The sequence below is a fragment of the Neobacillus sp. B24 genome, assembly GCF_055381825.1.
Genome location: NZ_AP035777.1, coordinates 1368267 through 1387679, shown reverse-complemented (window position 1 = coordinate 1387679; position 19413 = coordinate 1368267). Strand labels below are relative to the sequence as shown.

Annotated in this window: 23 protein-coding genes; 6 read left to right on the top strand and 17 right to left on the bottom strand. The window is 40.1% G+C overall.

Going from position 1 to position 19413, the window contains the following annotated elements; all coding sequences use genetic code 11:
- Positions 1 to 990 (bottom strand): LacI family DNA-binding transcriptional regulator, encoded by a 990-nt coding sequence (locus tag ACZ43M_RS06840; protein WP_464506661.1) that lies wholly within the window; start codon positions 988 to 990, stop codon positions 1 to 3.
- A gap of 177 nt (positions 991 to 1167) precedes the next feature.
- Here ACZ43M_RS06840 and ACZ43M_RS06835 point away from each other — a divergent pair, with 177 nt between their 5' ends.
- Both ACZ43M_RS06835 and ACZ43M_RS06830 read left to right on the top strand, forming a co-directional pair.
- Positions 1168 to 2136 carry a sugar phosphate isomerase/epimerase family protein gene (locus ACZ43M_RS06835; protein ID WP_464506660.1) on the top strand — a complete coding sequence of 323 codons (969 nt, stop codon included), beginning with the start codon at positions 1168 to 1170 and terminating at the stop codon, positions 2134 to 2136.
- 749 nt (positions 2137 to 2885) lie between these two features.
- Positions 2886 to 3878: an ABC transporter permease gene (locus tag ACZ43M_RS06830; protein WP_464506659.1), complete on the top strand. Its 993-nt coding sequence runs from the start codon at positions 2886 to 2888 to the stop codon at positions 3876 to 3878.
- Between the two features lie 52 nt (positions 3879 to 3930).
- On the opposite strand, the gene ACZ43M_RS06825 is transcribed toward ACZ43M_RS06830, so the two are convergent.
- The 8 genes from ACZ43M_RS06825 to ACZ43M_RS06790 all read right to left on the bottom strand — a co-directional run bounded on the left by ACZ43M_RS06825 (position 3931) and on the right by ACZ43M_RS06790 (position 10193).
- Positions 3931 to 4767, bottom strand: a complete 837-nt coding sequence (locus ACZ43M_RS06825; RefSeq protein WP_464506658.1) for a DMT family transporter — start codon at positions 4765 to 4767, stop codon at positions 3931 to 3933.
- A gap of 636 nt (positions 4768 to 5403) precedes the next feature.
- Positions 5404 to 5964, bottom strand: a complete 561-nt coding sequence (locus tag ACZ43M_RS06820) for a DUF4865 family protein (protein WP_464506657.1) — start codon at positions 5962 to 5964, stop codon at positions 5404 to 5406.
- A 95-nt stretch (positions 5965 to 6059) separates the two neighbouring features.
- Entirely contained in the window at positions 6060 to 6668 is a 609-nt protein-coding gene (locus ACZ43M_RS06815) for an alpha/beta hydrolase (protein WP_464506656.1), read from the bottom strand.
- Positions 6669 to 6683: 15 nt separating this feature from the next.
- Positions 6684 to 7652, bottom strand: coding sequence for a ring-cleaving dioxygenase (locus ACZ43M_RS06810; RefSeq protein ID WP_464506655.1), 969 nt, complete (start codon positions 7650 to 7652; stop codon positions 6684 to 6686).
- A gap of 24 nt (positions 7653 to 7676) precedes the next feature.
- Positions 7677 to 8285 carry a flavin reductase family protein gene (locus ACZ43M_RS06805; protein WP_464506654.1) on the bottom strand — a complete coding sequence of 203 codons (609 nt, stop codon included), beginning with the start codon at positions 8283 to 8285 and terminating at the stop codon, positions 7677 to 7679.
- Between the two features lie 14 nt (positions 8286 to 8299).
- On the bottom strand, positions 8300 to 9238 hold the full coding sequence (locus ACZ43M_RS06800) for a ring-cleaving dioxygenase (RefSeq protein ID WP_464506653.1): 939 nt from the start codon (positions 9236 to 9238) through the stop codon (positions 8300 to 8302).
- A gap of 80 nt (positions 9239 to 9318) precedes the next feature.
- Positions 9319 to 9717: a DoxX family protein gene (locus ACZ43M_RS06795; protein ID WP_464506652.1), complete on the bottom strand. Its 399-nt coding sequence runs from the start codon at positions 9715 to 9717 to the stop codon at positions 9319 to 9321.
- A 53-nt stretch (positions 9718 to 9770) separates the two neighbouring features.
- Positions 9771 to 10193: a MarR family winged helix-turn-helix transcriptional regulator gene (locus ACZ43M_RS06790; protein WP_464506651.1), complete on the bottom strand. Its 423-nt coding sequence runs from the start codon at positions 10191 to 10193 to the stop codon at positions 9771 to 9773.
- Positions 10194 to 10399: 206 nt separating this feature from the next.
- On the opposite strand from ACZ43M_RS06790, the gene ACZ43M_RS06785 reads away from it, so the two are divergent.
- The gene (locus tag ACZ43M_RS06785; protein WP_464506650.1) at positions 10400 to 11179 is read left to right on the top strand and encodes a Cof-type HAD-IIB family hydrolase; all 780 of its coding nucleotides are present in this window, start codon (positions 10400 to 10402) and stop codon (positions 11177 to 11179) included.
- Positions 11180 to 11220: 41 nt separating this feature from the next.
- Here ACZ43M_RS06785 and ACZ43M_RS06780 read toward each other — a convergent pair whose 3' ends face one another.
- On the bottom strand, positions 11221 to 11820 hold the full coding sequence (locus tag ACZ43M_RS06780) for an NADPH-dependent FMN reductase (RefSeq protein WP_464506649.1): 600 nt from the start codon (positions 11818 to 11820) through the stop codon (positions 11221 to 11223).
- A gap of 179 nt (positions 11821 to 11999) precedes the next feature.
- Between ACZ43M_RS06780 and ACZ43M_RS06775 the strand changes: the two genes are divergently transcribed.
- A complete protein-coding gene (locus ACZ43M_RS06775; RefSeq protein ID WP_464506648.1) occupies positions 12000 to 12308 on the top strand; it encodes a winged helix-turn-helix transcriptional regulator in 309 nt (102 codons plus the stop codon).
- A 38-nt stretch (positions 12309 to 12346) separates the two neighbouring features.
- On the opposite strand, the gene ACZ43M_RS06770 is transcribed toward ACZ43M_RS06775, so the two are convergent.
- The 4 genes from ACZ43M_RS06770 to ACZ43M_RS06755 all read right to left on the bottom strand — a co-directional run bounded on the left by ACZ43M_RS06770 (position 12347) and on the right by ACZ43M_RS06755 (position 16192).
- Entirely contained in the window at positions 12347 to 13675 is a 1329-nt protein-coding gene (locus ACZ43M_RS06770) for a prolyl oligopeptidase family serine peptidase (RefSeq protein WP_464506647.1), read from the bottom strand.
- A 277-nt stretch (positions 13676 to 13952) separates the two neighbouring features.
- Positions 13953 to 14807: an AraC family transcriptional regulator gene (locus tag ACZ43M_RS06765; protein WP_464506646.1), complete on the bottom strand. Its 855-nt coding sequence runs from the start codon at positions 14805 to 14807 to the stop codon at positions 13953 to 13955.
- Between the two features lie 134 nt (positions 14808 to 14941).
- The gene (locus ACZ43M_RS06760; RefSeq protein WP_464506645.1) at positions 14942 to 15196 is read right to left on the bottom strand and encodes a GlsB/YeaQ/YmgE family stress response membrane protein; all 255 of its coding nucleotides are present in this window, start codon (positions 15194 to 15196) and stop codon (positions 14942 to 14944) included.
- Between the two features lie 123 nt (positions 15197 to 15319).
- Positions 15320 to 16192 (bottom strand): SDR family oxidoreductase, encoded by an 873-nt coding sequence (locus tag ACZ43M_RS06755; RefSeq protein ID WP_464506644.1) that lies wholly within the window; start codon positions 16190 to 16192, stop codon positions 15320 to 15322.
- 188 nt (positions 16193 to 16380) lie between these two features.
- Between ACZ43M_RS06755 and ACZ43M_RS06750 the strand changes: the two genes are divergently transcribed.
- Positions 16381 to 16818, top strand: a complete 438-nt coding sequence (locus ACZ43M_RS06750) for an Rrf2 family transcriptional regulator (RefSeq protein ID WP_464506643.1) — start codon at positions 16381 to 16383, stop codon at positions 16816 to 16818.
- A gap of 66 nt (positions 16819 to 16884) precedes the next feature.
- Entirely contained in the window at positions 16885 to 17718 is an 834-nt protein-coding gene (locus ACZ43M_RS06745) for a hypothetical protein (protein WP_464506642.1), read from the top strand.
- A gap of 79 nt (positions 17719 to 17797) precedes the next feature.
- Here ACZ43M_RS06745 and paiA read toward each other — a convergent pair whose 3' ends face one another.
- The 3 genes from paiA to ACZ43M_RS06730 form a co-directional block, all read right to left on the bottom strand.
- Positions 17798 to 18316, bottom strand: coding sequence for a spermidine/spermine N(1)-acetyltransferase (gene paiA, locus ACZ43M_RS06740; protein WP_464506641.1), 519 nt, complete (start codon positions 18314 to 18316; stop codon positions 17798 to 17800).
- A 15-nt stretch (positions 18317 to 18331) separates the two neighbouring features.
- Positions 18332 to 18784 (bottom strand): MarR family winged helix-turn-helix transcriptional regulator, encoded by a 453-nt coding sequence (locus ACZ43M_RS06735; RefSeq protein WP_464506640.1) that lies wholly within the window; start codon positions 18782 to 18784, stop codon positions 18332 to 18334.
- Between the two features lie 137 nt (positions 18785 to 18921).
- Positions 18922 to 19224 (bottom strand): DUF378 domain-containing protein, encoded by a 303-nt coding sequence (locus tag ACZ43M_RS06730; protein WP_464506639.1) that lies wholly within the window; start codon positions 19222 to 19224, stop codon positions 18922 to 18924.
- Positions 19225 to 19413: the final 189 nt, after the last annotated feature.

The window sequence follows — 19413 nt, the reverse complement described above, 5'->3', positions numbered from 1 at the left end:
CTATCCCATCGTTGATTCACGAATCACCAATTCATGGTCCAAAACAACACTTTCGACTTTGTTGCCTTTAATACTATTAATCAACATTTTTGCAGCGGTATAGCCCATTTTGTACATCGGCTGGGCTACCGTTGTCAGGGTTGGATTCGTCATGTTTGAAAAACTGATCTTATCAAAGCCGACAACAGCAATGTCATCCGGAACCTTTAAACCACTGTTGTTAATTTCTTTTAACGCCCCAATCGCCAGTGTATCAGAAACGGCAAACACCGCTGTCGGTCTTTCGTTTAGCTGCAGCAGCATCCGCATCGCGTGGACCCCGTGTTCAAAATCAAGACCTTGCGTATTATAGATCCACTCATTTCGGACAGGCAGACCAAACTCTGCCAATGCCCGTTCATAGCCTTTGCGGCGCTGGCGGGCATAAAGAAATTTTTCATCAGAATTGATTAAGGCAATATTACTCTTTCCAATTTTAATTAAATGCTTCACAGCATGATAGGCAGCCAGTTCACTATCAATTGTGACGTAAGGAATCGAGCCGCCTTCCTCATACTCACTGCACAGGATAATATAATGATCTCTGGCTAATTCATTCAGTTTTTGCTTGTTGACTGTCGGATCCATAGAAATGATGCCATCGGCCAATTTGTTTTTTACCATATTAAAAAAAATGTTTTCTCGCTGCGGGTTGGAGTCTGTTTGACAAAGAAGAATGTTGTAATCATTGACGATGGCAAAATTTTCAATCCCATTGATGATGTCTGTGTAAAAAGGATTGGAAATGCTGGGGATGAGGACGAGTAACAAGCGGCTTTCAGAGTTTCTGAGATTTCGCCCCAACATGCTGGGTGCATAGTTCAGTTCTTTAATGGCATTTTCAACTTTGAGTCGTGTCTTGGGACTTACGGATGTAATGTTATTGAGCACCCTGGAAACCGTCGCAACCGAAACACCTGCTTTTTCAGCTACTTCCTGGATATTGGCCATGATGCTTCCTACTTTCACCTATTTTCTTGTAATCGATTACAAGTTCAACTTGATTATAGAATTATATGAATTATTTGTCAATATATACAAATATATCCATTAAGTTATTGATAGTGATAGCTAGTAAGTTATAATAATATGTAATGGATTACAAATTTTTCTAGGGGTGGTGTTTTCATGAAGCTAGGCGTTTTTACCGTTTTGTTTTCAGATAAGACACTTGAAGAAATGCTGGACCATGTAGCGGCAAAGGGAATTGAGGCGGTTGAACTGGGCACTGGCGGCTATCCGGGAGATGCCCATTGCAAGGTCGACGAGTTATTGTCAGATGAGGGTAAACGCGAGGAGGTTTTGGAAAAAGTTGCGGGCCGCGGACTTACAATCAGCGCATTAAGTTGCCATTCTAACCCGCTGCATCCACAAAAACACATTGCCTTGGAAGCGGATACACTATTTACGAAAACCGTTCAGTTGGCAAGTTTGTTGGGAGTTCCGGTCGTTAATACTTTCTCTGGCTGCCCAGGTGACCACGAGGGGGCGAAATATCCAAACTGGCCAGTCGCTCCTTGGCCAAATGAATATCAGGAAATTTTAAAATGGCAATGGGAAGAAAAAATCATCCCGTATTGGAAAGAAAAAGCAGCCTTTGCCCAGCAGCATAATGTAAAAATTGGTCTTGAATTACACGGCGGCTTCTCGGTACATACACCTGCCACCCTTTTACGTTTAAGAGAAGCCTGTGGTCAGGCAATTGGCGCTAATCTCGATCCAAGCCATATGTGGTGGCAAGGAATTGACCCGGTTGAGGCTGTGAAAATATTAGGCAGTGAAAATGCTATTCACCACTTCCATGCAAAGGACACCAGTATTGACCAGGCGAATACGAATCGAAACGGATTGACCGATATGACTTCTTATAGTGATATGAGAAATCGCTCTTGGAATTTCCGTACGGTTGGGTTTGGTCATGATTCTAAAGTGTGGAGTGACATTATCAGTGCTTTACGGCTCTACGGCTATGATTATGTAGTCAGTATCGAGCACGAGGACGGGTTAATGTCGATTGATGAAGGATTTACGAAGGCAATCCAAACGTTACAGCCAGTAATGGTGAAGGAATCAGTTGGGGATATGTGGTGGACGTAAAATTGTAGTTTGGAATTAGGGAAGTCGCCCGATTTTGGTCAGGCGACTTTTTTATGTTACCTTGAGTTGTTTTTGAGCTTGGTTTCGGGCACGTAGAACACTTCTACGTTACCTATTTTAGATTTTTTATCTGATTTTGGGCACGTAGAACACTTCTACGTTACCTATTTCTGATTTTTCATCCGGTTTCGGGCACGTAGAACGCTTCTACGTTACCTATTTCAGGTTTTTCATCCGGTTTTGGGCACGTAGACTGCTTCTACGTTACCTATTTCTGATTTTTTATCTGATTTAGGGCACGTAGAACGTTTCTACGTTACCTATTTCTGATTTTTCATCCGGTTTTGGGCACGTAGAACGCTTCTACGTTACCTATTTTAGATTTTTTATCTGATTTTGGGCACGTAGAACGTTTCTACGTTACCTCTTTCTGATTTTTCATCCGGTTTCGGGCACGTAGAACGCTTCTACGTTACCTATTTCAGATTTTTCATCCGGTTTTGGGCACGTAGAACACTTCTACGTTACCTATTTTTGATTTTTTATCTGATTTTGGGCACGTAGAACACTTCTACGTTACCTATTTTAGATTTTTTATCTGATTTTGGGCACGTAGAACACGTCTACGTTACCTATTTCAGGTTTTTCATCCGGTTTTGGGCACGTGAAATTTTGTAAAAAAATTGAAACCAACTTAATTTATCATTCGTCTAATTTTAAGGTCAATAGCTGGATTCTGTGGAGAGGAAATGAATAGAATGCTAATTTATTTATTAAGGAGAAAACGGTTTCTAATCAGTTTTCTATTTTTGTCAACATTGGTAATCGCAAGTATTCTAAATACAATTTTTAATGATGGGAAAATCCGTCAGACAATGTATCATGCGGATAAGCATGGAAATCTCATCGATAAAGCCCCGTATCCGCCCTTCACGGAGTACATACTTGGGACTGACCGCTATGGATATGATTTAGTCCATTTATTAGTCGAGGGAGCCAAATGGACTATTGGAATTGTCCTTGTTGTTGCGTTGCTGCGCATGATTTTGGGACTTATCATAAGTTCGTTTATTTTCTCAATAAAACCTGCCATTTTCAATTTGATTAAAAGTATTTTTGAACCCTTTTCAGTTGTTCCGCAAACGATTATTGCCTATTTTATCCTGTTTAGTGTTTTGTGGAGGCCGGGTGATGGGTTTCATACGTCCTTTTGGCAGAGGGCCACATTCGAAATCATTGTGCTCGTCTTACTTGCGGTGCCCAATCTAACAATCCATCTTGCCAATGAAATGAAAATTGTGGAGAATGAATCGTTTATCGAAGTCGCTAGAACCCTTGGTGCTAGTAAATTTCGAATCTTTTTTAAACACATTGTTCCACATGTGTATGAAAAATGGATCCTATTATTCGGGCAGCAATTCATTCAGTCATTACAGCTGCTCGCCCATCTTGGATTTATGAGCCTCTTCTTTGGCGGGACAATCCCGCCTGATGACGATACACCGCCTCGTTCTGTATCATTTGAATGGTCAGGGGTCATTGGCGGAGATATCAGCTACCTTTATTCATACCCGTGGATAGTCATGATTCCAATCGGCTTCTTTGTCTTCACCTCCATTAGTGTTGCGCTTATTAATGAGTCGGTGAAGTCGTATTTTCAAAGTGATGAAAGACAGCGTCTTAGGACGAAAAAGGCGGCTAAGCGGGAAGAGTCTGTAAAAATCAAGCTTCCAGCAAGTTAAAAAGGATGGGAGTAGCTCCCATCCTCTTTTTATGCTCGTAAAAACTGATCTGCTAAATTTTTGTAAAAATAATCCCTATTATCGCAGAAAGAATCCCGACAAGCTGATAGCGTTTAAGCTTTTCCTTAAAAATCCAACAGCCGGCCAAGATGACGACCAGGCAGTTCAGGCTCACGATTGGAAAAATGATGCTGGCACTCCCTTTTTGCAACGCATAAAAATAACAGCTATACCCGAGGACACTAACCAATCCCACTAGCGAACCGATGTTTACTTCCGAACGCCGCCAGTTTTCTTTTTCCCTCAGGCTTGTCAGTCCTAGATACACGCTGCCCACTCCATACATAGAAATAAGTGTATGGAGTGAACTGATGTGCATATAGGAAGTCGTCTTCATTAATATTCCAAGGATGCCGAAGGACAGGATAGCCAGCAGTACTCGGTAAATCCATTTGCCGTAGTTGGTGCCCTGTTTTGCCCCTGGTGAATACTGAATCATCATAGCGGAACTGAGAATAACCACGATCCCAACCCAGTGAATAAGGCCAATTTTTTCATGAAAAATAAGCGCTGCCCCAAGAATCGGCAGTATGGTATTCGCTCCAATTAGCGGCGAAGTTAAGCTTGCCGGTCCGTTTTCGAATGCCCTGGACATTTGTATATTTCCGTTGGCATTAAGGATGCCAATCAACCCTCCAAGGATGATCGAATAGACGTTAAACTGCACTTCCCCTGTTGAAATTCCGTACCCCAGTGTTAAGATAAACGCCACAAAATAAAAGAATAACTGTATATGTACCTTTGACAAGCCACGGCTTGTACTCCATTTAAAAATGGTATTATTTGTCCCAAAACTTAAGGTGGTAACCAATGCTGCCGCAATCCACATGCTGAAACCTTCTCCCTATTATTTTCATCCTTCATTTTAAATCGATTTACAAAGTATCCGCAATATTTTTTTCGGGTTGCTAATAATTGCTTTTTTGAGAAAAACAATAATGAGAGTACGTGAAGGTTATTGGAGCAGTGGAAGCTGATAAATAGGTGGTCCACTACGCCAATACAGGTCATTGGAGCACTGGAAGCTGATAAATAGGTGGTCCACTACGCCAATACAGGTCATTGGAGCAGTGGAAGCTGAAAAATCGATGGTTCACTACGCCAATACAGGTCATTGGAGCAGTGGAAACTGAAAAATCGGTGGTCCACTACTCCAATACAGGTCATTGGAGCACTGGAAGCTGATAAATAGGTGGTCCACTAAGCCAATACAGGTCATTATTAGAGCATTGGAAGCTGATAAATCGGTGGTCCACTACGCCAATACAGGTCATTGGAGCAGTGGAAGCTGAAAAATCGGTGGTCCACTACGCCAATACAGGTCATTGGAGCAGTGGAAACTGATAAATCGGTGGTCCACTACGCCAATACAGGTCATTATTAGAGCATTGGAAGCTGATAAATCGGTGGTCCACTACGCCAATACAGGTCATAGGAGCAGTTTAAGATGAAGCAGGAAAACCCGTTATTCCGAATTCAATCCTACTTCTTGTGATACATGCAGTATTGTATAAATAACCCCGCTCTTTTCCTTTACACAACTCAAATCATTCAAAAAATAAAACGCATCGTATTCCCATTTATCGGGGTTAAAAATGACGAGATATTCCGCACCTTCAATCTGCGGAACGCTCTCAACCACTCGTTCCTTAAAGTGATTCAAACTCTCTTGTGGGGGGATTTCCCTATTGATGTGAAAAACAAACATATTCTCTTTCAAATTAGCTGTCGTCATATTAATCAATGGAATTCCAATATTTATTCGCTGCCAACCAAACGAATTAAGGATATTGTCATAAAATCCATTAAATAAAAACTTATTCAGTCCGTTGCTGTCTTTCCAAAGATACAAAGGGCAATAACCATTTTGCAGGTTACCATTGATGCCTTTTTCGGTTATTAAATAAAGTTTAAATTTCAGGTCCTCGAATCCATCGGTCTTATGACCATTATTCCTTACCCGATCTCTGATAATATTCATGTCATAATCACTAGGCAAAGTGATCTTGTATTGTGTAGCGATCATCTTTAGTCCCCCCTTATCAAAATCTCACACCCTAATTAAAGCATAATTGTTAATTTTTGGGTACAAAAAAAGCCAACCAGAAATATCCGGTTAGCTCAATTATTTAGCTGCCGATACCATGCGGCCGCTGCCTCTACTTCATCTATTGTCAATTGGTGACCTCTGTTATACCAATGCAACTCAACCTTGGCGTTCGCTTTTTCCAATAACGATTCCAGTTCGGCCGATTCCATTGGTGAACAAATTGGATCATTTGTACCTGCTGCAATAAACACAGATTTACCTGACAAGTCTGGCAGTTCAATCCCTTTTCTCGGTACCATAGGATGATGAAGTATCGCAGCCTTTAACGCATTTTGATAGTGAAACATTAAACTCGCCGCGATATTTGCACCGTTCGAGTAGCCGAGGGCAATGATATTATCTCTGTCAAAACCATACTTCACTGACGCTTCATCAAGAAACTCATTTAATTCTTTTGTTCGAAAAATAAGATCCTCTACATCAAACACCCCTTCAGCCAATCTGCGAAAGAATCGAGGCATGCCGTTTTCCAATACGTTTCCGCGGACACTTAAAACTGAGGCTTCATCATCAATTCTTCCCGCAAGCGGCAATAGGTCCAGTTCATTGCCCCCAGTGCCATGAAGCAATAGTAATGTCGGCCGTGCCGGGTCTTTCCCTTTATTAAATATGTGTCTCATAATTGATTACCTTCCTTACTTTAAGTCTAATGGCCGTAATTTTTCCTCAATCTCTTTTCGGCGAGGCTCCAAAAATGGCGGTAAAGCCAGCTTCTGCCCCATGGTTTCCATTGGTTCATCTGTGGCAAACCCAGGAGTATCCGTCGATAATTCAAACAGTATACCATTCGGCTCACGGAAATATAAGGCTTTAAAATAGTAACGCTCAACCTTGCCGGAATTCGGCAGCCGGTTTTCCTTTAAGCGCACCGCCCATTGGTTGTATTCTTCTTCATTTGGAACACGAAACGCCACATGATGCACTCCGCCTCGGCCTAAGCGGGCTCTTGGAAGATCAGTCCGCCTCTCGATATGAACTTCAGCACCACTTCCGCCTTCCCCAGTTGCATAAACCGTAATGTCAGGAAAGTCCTCTTCAAGCGATGGGTAGGAGCCTACGTACCGAAAGCCCATAACTTCAGTCAGAACACCAACTGTCGGTTCGGCAATCCCAACCGTAAGTGTGACTGGCCCTAAACCAATAATGGCATGTTGAGAAGGAATATCTTCTCGTTCCCATGGTATGCCGCCTCGTACCCCTTTTTCACCATTATCGGCAACAAGAATTAACCGTGTCCCATCGAAGTCTCGAAATGCCAAGGAATCTCGATTTGCTCTCTTCTGGATTTCTTCATGTTGAATACCAAATGTGTTAAATCGCTCTTTCCAAAAATGCAATGAGTCTGTGCTTTTCACCCGCAATGAAACAGTCGAGATATCCGAAGTTCCCCGATAGGACTGTCCAAGACCTGGAATGTCAAAAAACGTTACTTCCGTTCCTGGTGTTCCCTCCCCATCTGCATAGAACAAATGGTAAGATTCTGTGTTGTCTTGGTTTACAGTTTTTTTCACCAATCGCATCCCAAGGATTTTTGTGAAAAATTGATAGTTTCTCTCAGCTTTTCCTGTCAAAATTGAAACATGATGCAAACCCAATAATTCCATTTCTCTTCACCCCTTTTGAAAAAGCTATTTAGGTCGTTCGATTTCAAAAACCTCGCCAATTTTGGCGTAGTAATTCCCGGCCAATCGGCTTACAGCAGCCAGTCCACTAGGGTCGATTCTTCCATTTTCATAAATGGCCTCGTCAATATGAAATTGAACAACTTTTCCAATGATCAAATCACAGCCCGGTGAATCCAATCCTCCCAATACCAAGGAATGCTCCACTAAACATTCCATGCGAATTTTGGCTTCCTTAATGCCCGGAACCGAAATCTTTACACTTTCTACCGGCGTTAAATTCGCCAACTCTATTTCACTTTGATTAGAAGGAAGACTGGCAGCTGTCTTATTTATTGCTTCTACATTTTGCTCATCGACAATATGAATGACAAATTCCTTAGACTCGATGATGTTCCTCGCTGTATCCTTTTGTTTCCCGCCTGACCGCTGGATTGAAACTGAAATCATCGGGGGATTGGATGATACAATATTAAAGTAACTAAACGGCGCACCATTCAAAACACCGTCCTTCGAAATACTTGTCACAAAAGCAATAGGTCTTGGAATTATGCTCCCGATTAGAAATTTGTAATTTTCTCTTTCCGATAGTGAGGCAGGATCAATAGATAGCAAAGAATTCATCCCCTTTAGTCTAATTCTCTTACTTTAATTGGCAGCAATCTCCGTTCAATCTGCCCCCGGTATTTTTCGTACTGTTCCGGCAGCATTAATTTCTCACCCATCGTTTCCTGTGATTCATCGTGAGCAAATCCTGGAGGGTCAGTCGCAATTTCAAATAAAATTTCACCGTGTTCCCTAAAGTATATAGCATTAAAATAGTTTCTGTCCTGGACAGGAGTAACGCCATATCCTTTAGAAGCAACATAGTTCTGCCAATCCAATTGATCTTGATCATCCACGGCCCGCCAGGCAATATGATGAACAGTTCCAACCCCCATTTGTCCGCGTCCAATTGGTGTTAATTTAAGATCGATAACATTCCCAATGTCAGCAGCGGAAATGAAACGAACGAAATCTCCTTCTTTTCCTACTAGTTCCAGGCCCAGTACCTTTTCTAGCAATTCGGCTGTACTGTCAGGCTGGCTTGATAAAAGAGTTGCACCGCCAAAACCTTTAATAGCAACATCTGGTGTTACATCACTGAAGGTCCATTGATTAATTTCCCCTGCTTCTCTTTCCACAATTTCCAAGTGAAGACCATGCGGATCATCAAACTCCAAATATTGCTCACCAAAGCGTTCCTTTTTCTTAAACGGAATATTGAATTTTCCCAGCCGTTTTTCCCAAAAATCAAAGGCACCTTTCGGAACCACATAGGAAGTAACACCCACTTGCCCATCTCCAATGACTCCTTGATGTGCACCTGGCCACGGGAAGAAGGTAATAATGGATCCTGGTTTCCCACCCTCGTTACCGAAATAAAGATGATATGTCCCTGGGTCATCGAAATTAACCGTTTGTTTGACTAAACGTAAACCTAAAACACCGGCGTAGAAATCTACATTCTCTTGGGGATGGCCCACAATGGCCGTGATATGGTGAATACCCGTTGTTTTTTTACTCATGGTTTTACACTCCTTTTCTACCTTATTTTGATCCTAATTCAGTTATTAAAATTCACCAAATAGTCTTAATTCGAGATATTTTAGAATAACAAGGCATCTAAAGCATATTGACCAGGCCCAATTAATGCCACACCTATAGCCACTGCAAGCAATGTCAGGTTATATTCATATCCATTGGCAGTTGACCATAATCCGTTTGGTGCATGAACCTTCGCAATGGCCATTACCATAGTTCCTGCAATCATAATTCCTGCAAGCGGAGTTAGAAGTCCTAAAGCAAACAAGAGACCACCAAGAAGTTCAGCCAATCCGGCCAACAGTGCCATTGTTACTCCTGGTTTGATGCCAATGGATTCGAACCATCCTCCTGTACCCTTTATACCATAACCGCCAAACCAACCAAATAATTTTTGTGCACCGTGGCCCACAAATAGTACTCCAATCACCAAGCGAATAATTAATAAACCAATATTTATCATTTTAAGTTCCTCCTAATTTTTTATCTCGAATTCGAGATATTATCCAAAAAAATTTATATGTTATTCCTTACTTTTTTCAAAAGCTGCACCAAAGCCTCTGCCTCATCAGCAGTTAACGATTCAAATATTTCATTTATAAACTCATTGTATTTCGGCATCACTTTGTTCATCAAATCGTTACCAGCATCCGTCAAGGTTATATGGATCACTCGCCGGTCTTCAAGACAGGCACTACGAATTAACAGTCCCTTTTGTTCTAACTTATCAATCACATACGTCATTGATCCACTGGAGATCAGGATACTGTTTCCGATTTGCTGAATCGTTTGTTTCCCTTTATGAAAAAGTACCTCTAAAACGGAAAAGTCCGTAATACTTAACTTATTTATCGCTAATTCTTCTTTACTTCGATCATGAATGGCTTTTGAGGTTTGCATTAGTGTAAGGAAGGGCAGATTGGTGCATTGTCTCTCCATTTTATCTCACCTCCATCAATTACTTTGAATTAAGATATCTTGAATACAAGATAATATTACTACCAATCATCTATTTTGTCAACAACCTGCCATTTAAGATTTGACATGAAAGCCGTTTCATAAATTACACTTATATAAACGGAATGAAGAAAGATAATAACAATATCTCTACCTAAAAAATATTTACTTCAAAGGCAGGATTAAACATGACAAAACAAAGTGTGATTTTTTTCGACATAGACGGCACCTTGCTAGATCACGAAAAACAATTACCCCCTTCCACAAAGGAAGCAATTTTTAAATTGAAGGAACTTGGACATATTGTGGCCATTGCAACAGGCAGGGCCCCTTTTATGTATGAGGATTTACGAAAGGAATTGGATATCAATACTTTTGTCAGCTATAACGGCCAGTATGTGGTGTTAAATGGAGAAGTCTTATATACTAATCCGTTAAACCTCCCCTCTCTAGAAAAACTAACAGAGGCGGCGCTAAAAAATAATCATCCGGTTGTATTTATGGACCATGAGGATATGAAAGCGAATGTTCCGGAACATGATTACATTAATGAAGCGATTGCGACCTTAAAAATCAAGCAATTCCCTACCCACGACCCACATTATTATAACGGCCGTGAGTTGTATCAAACGCTTCTTTTCTGTCCAGAAGGTGAAGAGAAACAGTACGAACAGGCTTTTGATGACTTTGATTTCATTCGCTGGCATCCGGTTTCCGTTGATGTTATTCCAAAGGGCGGATCAAAGGCTAATGGAATTGCTAAACTAGTTGAAAAACTAGGTTTTCCACCAGAGCGCCAGTTTGCGTTTGGAGATGGTCCAAATGATTTGGAAATGCTGTCGACTATCTATAATAGTGTAGCTATGGGGAATGGTGAGGAAGAGGTAAAGAAGGTCGCTAAATATGTGACTAAATCCGTAGATGATAATGGAATTCTTCATGGCCTGCAAATGGTTGGCCTACTATAAAATAAAACGAGCGACTGTACCATACAGCCGCTCGTTTTTTATTATCTAACTGTTTTTAAAGCGCCGCTCCAGGAAACAACTTCCTCAAGCATTGCATTGACATTACCATTGTGCAAATCTTGTGGTTTGAATACAGACATATTTTCAAAATCAGTGAACAAACTTAAAGTTGGATGTGTGCGAACGTCGGCAATTTTTAACTCGCCGCAAATTCCACGTAAATGTTCAGCAGCACGTGCTCCGCCAGTTGAACCATAGCTTACGATGCCGGCAGCTTTGTTGTACCAAGCTTCGCGGGCGAAATCAAGTGCATTTTTTAATGCTCCTGAAATACTGTGATTGTATTCTTGAACGATGAATACGAATCCATCAAGGTTTGCCAGTTTTTCATTCCATGCCGCGATTCCAGGCTCTGTTCCGTCAGTTGTGCCTAAGAATGGAAGATTGAAATCTGCAATATCTACGATCTCATAATTAGCATCGCCGCGTTGGTCGGCAATCCCCTTCACCCATTCCGCTACTTGTGGGCTAACACGTCCTTGACGAGTGCTTCCTAAAATAATCCCGATGTTTAATTTTTCAGCTGTCATTGTTTCTTCCTCCTTTGTTTCTTTACCAAATAATCTATCTAATAAACCCATGATACCGCACCACCTTAAAATATTTACAATATTGCTCTTATAACCAACAATTAATAAGTAGGTTACTTTATGTAAGTAAGTATATAATCATAAATACTTAAAGTCAAGTAACTAATATATAAAAAGTAATTTATTTTTATAAAAATATGATTATAATAGTAAGTAAGGAGTTGATTTCAATGGATAAGTCGATTTGTCCCAGATTTGAAAAAGCCATGGGTATTTTAAGCCAAAGATGGACTGGCATGATTATATATCAGCTTTTAACTGGTCCACAGCGTTTCTGCAATATTGAATCTTCCATTGGAGTTAGTGGTAGAGTGCTTTCTGAGCGGTTGAAGGATTTAGAGAACGAAGGGATTGTGAAGCGCGAAGTTTTCCCAGAGACTCCGGTTCGTATTGAATATTCATTAACCGATAAAGGTGCAGCTTTAGAACCTATCATGAGAAATATTGAAAAATGGTCACAATCTTGGTTGGAAACATAAAAAGTAACCACCCCATCAAAGGAGCGGTTACTTTCTTTTTATTTAGCTAATGACTGACCAGCCAGCCATTCCATTAATGTAGTAGTTTGGCCATTCATCTCTTTAGAAACTTCGTTGTTATAAACGTAAATCCATGACCAATGGCCAGGATATTCGTATGGTGTGCCGTCCGCATTCTTGTACAATCCAGACGTATCAACAACATTGTCAAACAATGACATATGAACATCCTCCGCTCCAGCCGCTACTAGACGGTTGAAAGTCGGAACGACAAATTGGTCAACAGGTACGGTATCATCTGTTTTCGCTGCCACAAACCAGATAGGCAGGTCTTTCATCTTCTGAATATCTTCATTAGAAATGAGTGAATCGCTTAATGCCTCGCAGGTCGGCATGGCTGCTGCAAAATATTCCGGATAATCGCGAATCATCAGCATGGTCATGTAGCCCCCATTGGAGTCGCCGCCAATATACACTCGGTTTGGATCGATGTCTTTATTTTTCGCTACATAATCTTTAATCAATTCCATCAGGGCTGTTTCATATTTAGACGTGCCATCTCCAAAACCATTCAAACCGTCCATCCAGAAAGTCGGCGTTTGTGGCGCTAATACATAGGCCCCATCAAAATAAGCCTGAATTTCGTCTGATGCAAAGTTGGCTGCCTTGTTTGCTGAAATCGGAACAGTTGCATCCGTTCCGCCTTCACCCATGCCGTGCAGCCAAATGATTAACGGATTTTTATGATTATCTTTTGCAGGTGCAAAATCTGCGTATGTTAAAGTAGTGCCATCAAATGTCGCTTGACCAGTCGAGAAATCATCAACCAATTCCCTTACGCCGCCTGTGAAGTTATTCACTACTAACCCAGAAACTTTTCCTGCCGGGGTAAGAATATCTTTCTGCTGGGTAATTGTGTACTTGCTTTCATTCCAATCATTAAAAAATGTGCCTAAATCAAAGTTCATTGGAGATCCCAATGTGACATTAGGGCCAATTGCCATTTCAAGCACAGCGTATTTTCCGGTTTGAACAGCAGGATGCCCATCCTTGTCCGCAACATAAGCATTAGTTACAGTGCGGTTCCCTTCTTCAAGGAACGGATTGGCCAATCGGTAGTCATTTCTTTCCACATGGACATTAAACGTATCGGCGGTGACCGAATTTGCCGGTACCGGTCTGCCTAAATCGACGATGATTTTGGTGATAGCTGGTCCCCAATCTTCAATTTCTGTTACAGTCCGATATGAACTGTGCTGTGTTTTCACTTCTTTCGCCTCCACCCCTGTACTGAATGAAAGTGCAGCCCCTGCCGCCAAAGTAAATGCCAATGCTGCTTTTAGGTGCTTTCTCATGCATTTTAACATATTCCCTAACCTCCCGCTTTACTAGTTCTTACAGCTCCTATCAAACAATTAGCGCTTACATATATTTTAAGAGAAAGGCTATCTCGCAATCTTGGCTTTTCTTAGCCTATTTATGGTTCAATCTTGACATTTTTTCTATATAAAAAAAGGATTCATATACAAGTCGTATATAAATCCTTTTCTATCCTTATAGTGTTTGAGGCTCCCCGGGAACTATCTTCCGCTTATTCTTTAATTTGCGTTTTCCATCATACGCCAGTGACCTTTTTTTAAAACCTTATGTATTTCTCCGCTGCTTTCGATATTGATTGGGTGTTAGGTGATAGACCGATTTAAATACGCGAATATAGGACTTTTCATTGGGAAAACCGTGATCCAAGGCAATCTGGATAATCGGATAATCACTGTTCATTAAATCGGGATAGGATTTTTCAAGACGAATGGCATTAATATAATTTAATACCGTCATTCCGGTATGTTTGGCAAAAAACCTTGACAGATATTCCATAGATAAATTAAATTGGGCCGCGACCAGCTCTAACGATAAATTTTGCTGATAATTTTCGTTAATATAATTCGTAATCATGGTCAATCGCTTCAAATGTTTCTTCGCTCTAATTTTGCTGCTATTCTTTTTAAAAACTTTAAAGTCTTTTAATAGTATATAAATTAATTTATAGGAATAACTCGTTATTTTTATATAGGCAAGAGGGTCATGTTTTCTATTTTCATAAGTATGTACAAGTAAATCCAAATTCTCTCGCAGCTCTTCAAATTGCTTTTGTTGCTTGCACCCTATAGAGATGCAATCAAATTCCATTTGGTCGCAGTCGGGATATATCATTTTTAAAAATTCATAGGGTATGAAAACCGTCGCGGCCTTGCGGTTTTTCCCCATGCTTAAAGAGAAAGAGTGAATGGCATTGGAATTAATCAGGACAATATCCCCCTGCCCCGATTCATACATCTTGCCATCAACATAGATTTCATCGATTTTCCCAGAAAGAACATAGGAAATTTCGATACTTTCATGCCAATGTCTCGGGACAAATTGCCGATTTTCAGAGGTATGGATGATCATTTTAATAGGTAAATCCTCTTCGGTTTGAATTAATTCATATTTGTATTCCATCCAGCAACCTCCTCTCGAAAAAAAGAATGTAACATAACATTCGAGAGAGATTATCCAATTCCTACCGTATTCCTTCCAAAAAACTTGGGAAAAAAATAACCGCTTCGCAAACACGTAAGCGGTTACTTTGAAACTTAATCAAAAAGACGTGTTATGATACCGCCAATAATGACAACAACAATAGCACCGAGAAGTGCCGGAACCAACGAAACTCCCGCTATGGCAGGTCCAAACGTTCCAAACAAGTACTCACCAAGCCATGCGCCAACAAACCCAGCAAAGATGGCTGCAGCCCAGCTGCCCGGCATCTTAAACGGCGACAGCTTCTCGGCAACAGTACCAATGACGAACGCAATCAGGACAGCCATAAGAAAGGAAGTAATGGTCATCGAAAACAACCCCTTTTTGCCAGTTTATTCAACCATTGTCCAAATGGTTCAAATGCAAAAAGGAATATATATGTCTTGAAAAAAAAAAACGACCTTTTTCTCGTAAAAAGGTCGGTAAATAAGTTAGTTGGTTTGTGATAGTCCCTTTACAATTTGCGCCAGCGCTTCATTGATCGGCGTTACTGGACGGCCAAGAACTTTTTCAAAATCATTACTTTCAACCGTCAGTGAACCGTTACGAATGCTTTCTTGAATTCCTACGACAATCGGAATGACGAAATCAGGTAATCCTATACCTTTCATGATTTCAGCATATTTCTCGTCACTTACTTGTTGCACAGGGATCTCCCTTCCCAACACAGCACCAAGAGCAGCTGCTAATTCCTCCTGAGTGTAAAGCGGACCAGAAAGCTCATATACCTTATTTTCATGCCCCTTCCCTAACAGGACCGCTGCCGCTGCATCTGCGTAATCTTGTTGCAGCGCCCAGCCAACTTTACCTGCTCCAGCCGAAGTTACCCACGGAGCTCCCGCGATAGCACCTTGAATGCTCCCAATTTCATTTTCCAAATACCAATTGTTGCGCAGGAAAGAATATGGGATACCCGTCTTAATAATAGCTGCTTCGGTTGCAACATGTGGTGGTGCCATTAAATTTTTGCTTTCAGTTGCATTTGCTAAACTGGTGTAGGCAATAAATCCTACCCCTGCCTGTTCAGCTGCTTTAACAGCATCACTATGTTGGCGGATTCTCGTTCCATTGTCACCATCCGCAGAGATAATCAATAAACGGTCAATCCCCACAAAAGCTTTATCTAAAGTTTCTGGTTGGTCAAAATCACCTTGTCGAACTTCCACTCCACGAGCACGAAGTCCTTCGGCTTTCTCCGGATTACGAACACTCACTGCCAATTCGCTTGAAGGCATTGATTTCAATAAAGACTCAACAACCTTTGAACCTAATTTACCTGTAGCTCCAGTTACTAAAATTTTCATTGTAATTCCCCCCGTTTAATTTCACCTGTAATCTAGTTGTTTACATGTATTTATTTTAGTTACATGTAAATGATTTGTCAACAAGAGAATAGCACTTAATATTTAATTCGTATCTTGGTATAATAAACTTGTAACCAGTTTAATTACACGATTTAAAAAACAAATCGATAATAGGATGGTGACTGAACATGTCCATCAGCAGCAGATTTGCTGTCGGAATTCATATATTAACTTTAATAGAATTGAATAAAGAAGGAGTAACCTCTTCTGAATTCTTAGCATCAAGTGTTAATACAAATCCAGCCGTAATCAGAAAACTTATGGGAATGTTAAAAAAAGCTGGATTAATAGAGGTACATCCAGGAATTGCAGGATCTAAACTCACTAAGCAATTATCTGAGATTACACTTTTTGACGTTTATAAGGCTGTGAATGTTGTACAGGAAGGGGAACTATTCAGCGTACATGAAAAACCAAATCCAGAATGTCCAGTTGGCAGGAACATCCAGAATGCCATCGAACCATTATTTGCAGCTGCACAATTAGCCATGGAGAAGGTATTAGGAAGTGTAACCCTTGAGGATGTGGTGAAAGATATTGCCAAAAAAGAAAATATAGTCTGTTAAAAAAATTGTAAATCCCCACCCCGTAAATTGTAAAATATAGGTAATCAATAATAAGTAGGGGATGAATTGAAAAAGTTAAAATATTGGGGAGTGGCGGCGGTTATTGGGGTACTGATTGGGGCTGCATTTTGGTGGGTACCATCCAAGGTGAACGAGTTAAAGGACCCGCTGAACAAATCGGACGCATATGTGTTCAGCGATAATGGAATTCTTTATTGGTTTGAACTAAATAGTAAGAGAGGAAAAATCGAAGGAAAACTTCATCAACAAAGATTAATAGAAACAGCCGGAAAAACGCCGACTATGGAAGAAAACATATACCCCCTGACCGGGGGAACCACCAAAGAAAGGTATTTTTTCAAGGCGAAATATGGTACTGAAATGATGAGATTTGCAGCTTGGTTTACTGGTCCGCATCTTTCAGTACAAAAACAAGGTGAAAAAGACAGCAAATTGTACAATCCTGTTAATTGGGTAGAACTTGATAGTTATGTCAAAGCGTTGCAAGACTATCACATGGAAGAAAGGGAAAATAACCAGCGAAGAGAATTTTTCACTGAACTTCGCAATGTTTACGGATATCTTTACTCCGCAAGTGACAGCTCGTTCCAATTATTCGTCAAAATCGATGAAGCCTTGCTTGAAGGTGAATTGACAGGTTCTCTTCTCATGATTGATGACGAGGGGAAAGAAACCAGGCATGCGTTAAACGGGGTTACCGACGGGCATATGCTGAGACTTTTCACAACAGTAGATGGACAAACAACCAAGTTAGAAGGTATTTTTCATGAAGGCGCCACTGAATTTGACCTGTCATTTTGGATGACAGACCAAATGCTGACATTCCATGCGGTGACAGAGGAAGAGTATATTCAAAGTTACGAGGAAATGAAAAATTAGTTCAATAAGAAAATCGTCCCTTCTGTTACTTGGGGTTAATACCAAATAAACCAAGTAACGATTTTCTTAATTTTTTTGCCTAAAAGAGTGTCTTTATCATAATATAGTCTATTTGTTCTTCATCACCCATATAAAAAGAGTGGGCGCCTGATTGAACAAACCCCATTTTCTTATAAAATGCAATCGCATTTTCATTCTTCTCCCATACACCAAGCCAGATTTTCTCTTTATTATGATTCATCGCAATGTCCATTACTTTATTTAGCAGAACTTTACCAAGACCATGTTTTTGAAATTCACTCCGAATATATATCCTTTCGACTTCAAGTGATTCATCGCCCATTTCTTCAGTTTGAGCATCATTTACATTGACCTTCAAATACCCTGCGACTTCATTATGAAAATAAACAAAAAAGAATTGCGAAGACATAATGGATAATTCCTTTTCTAATTGTGGTAAATTAAATGCCCTTTCCAAATAAGCATTCATATTTTCGGATGAATTTTGATCCTTAAATGTCTCAATAAATGTTTCATAACTAATTTTTTGAAGTGTGTATATATCCTCAAGAGTACACTGTTTTATTTCTATTGTCATTGAACTCTCTCCTCTCTAATAATTCCTTTTATTTCCCTTTTTTACATATTCCCAATCTTTTTCTACATTACTTCTCACTCTCTGGAGGAGGTTAGATATTACTTCTGCTTCTTCTTCAGAAAATCCAGCTAATGCAACGATATTGGAATAATCATTTTCTCTTTTTAAAAAAGGATACACATTTTCCCCTTTCTCCGTCGGAAAGAGCTTTTTTATTTTTTTGTTATGTTGATCCTCTTTTTTCTCAATAAAGCCATTGATTTCTAGCTTTTTTACAGCGCGAGCTGCGGATGTTCGATCTACTTTGATCATCTCGGCTAACTTTTCCCCAATGATTCCTGGATTTTCGCATATACGCACAAGGTACAAATACTGCCCCTTTGTAAGGTCATATTCCTTAAATTCTATATTGCTGATTGAATCCAATGCCCTTGCAATCATTCCAATTTCACGAAGAATCTCCTTCATCCTTGCATCTCCACCTATACAATGTAACTTCCATAAACAAATAGTAGAATACTTTTGTTGCATTTGCAACAAAGTGGACAAAAAAATAAAGGAAGCAGTGAACCGTTCTCTGCTTCCAATTAGTGAGGTCTTCTTAATTATTTATCATTATCTTTCTTTAGACCGGATAAATCTGTTTCCTCACCAAATTCAGTTGCGTAATTCATGTTTCTTGTACCTTGTCGATCCATATCACGTTCATGGGTATGCATTGGAGCAAACAGAAGGCTCAGACAAATCAAACCGCTTAATCCTACAAGGCTATAAATTACTCGTGACAATAAGGAATCTTGTCCACCAAATATTGCTGCTACTAAATCGAAGTTAAATAAACCTATTAATCCCCAGTTAATGGCTCCTATTATGACAAGCAATAAAGCGATTCTCCTTAAAACACCCATCTCTATCACCTCCTTTTTTTTCTATCCTTTGTATTGATTCTCAAAGCAAATGAGCACTATTTTTACCTGTTACTGGAATTATTATTAGTGCAAAAGCTTTTATTTATACAATTTTGAGATTAAGAATCATTAGCACTTTGCACACCCACCCTTCCAAGAATTGTATTTCCTTAACTGGTTATGATAGAA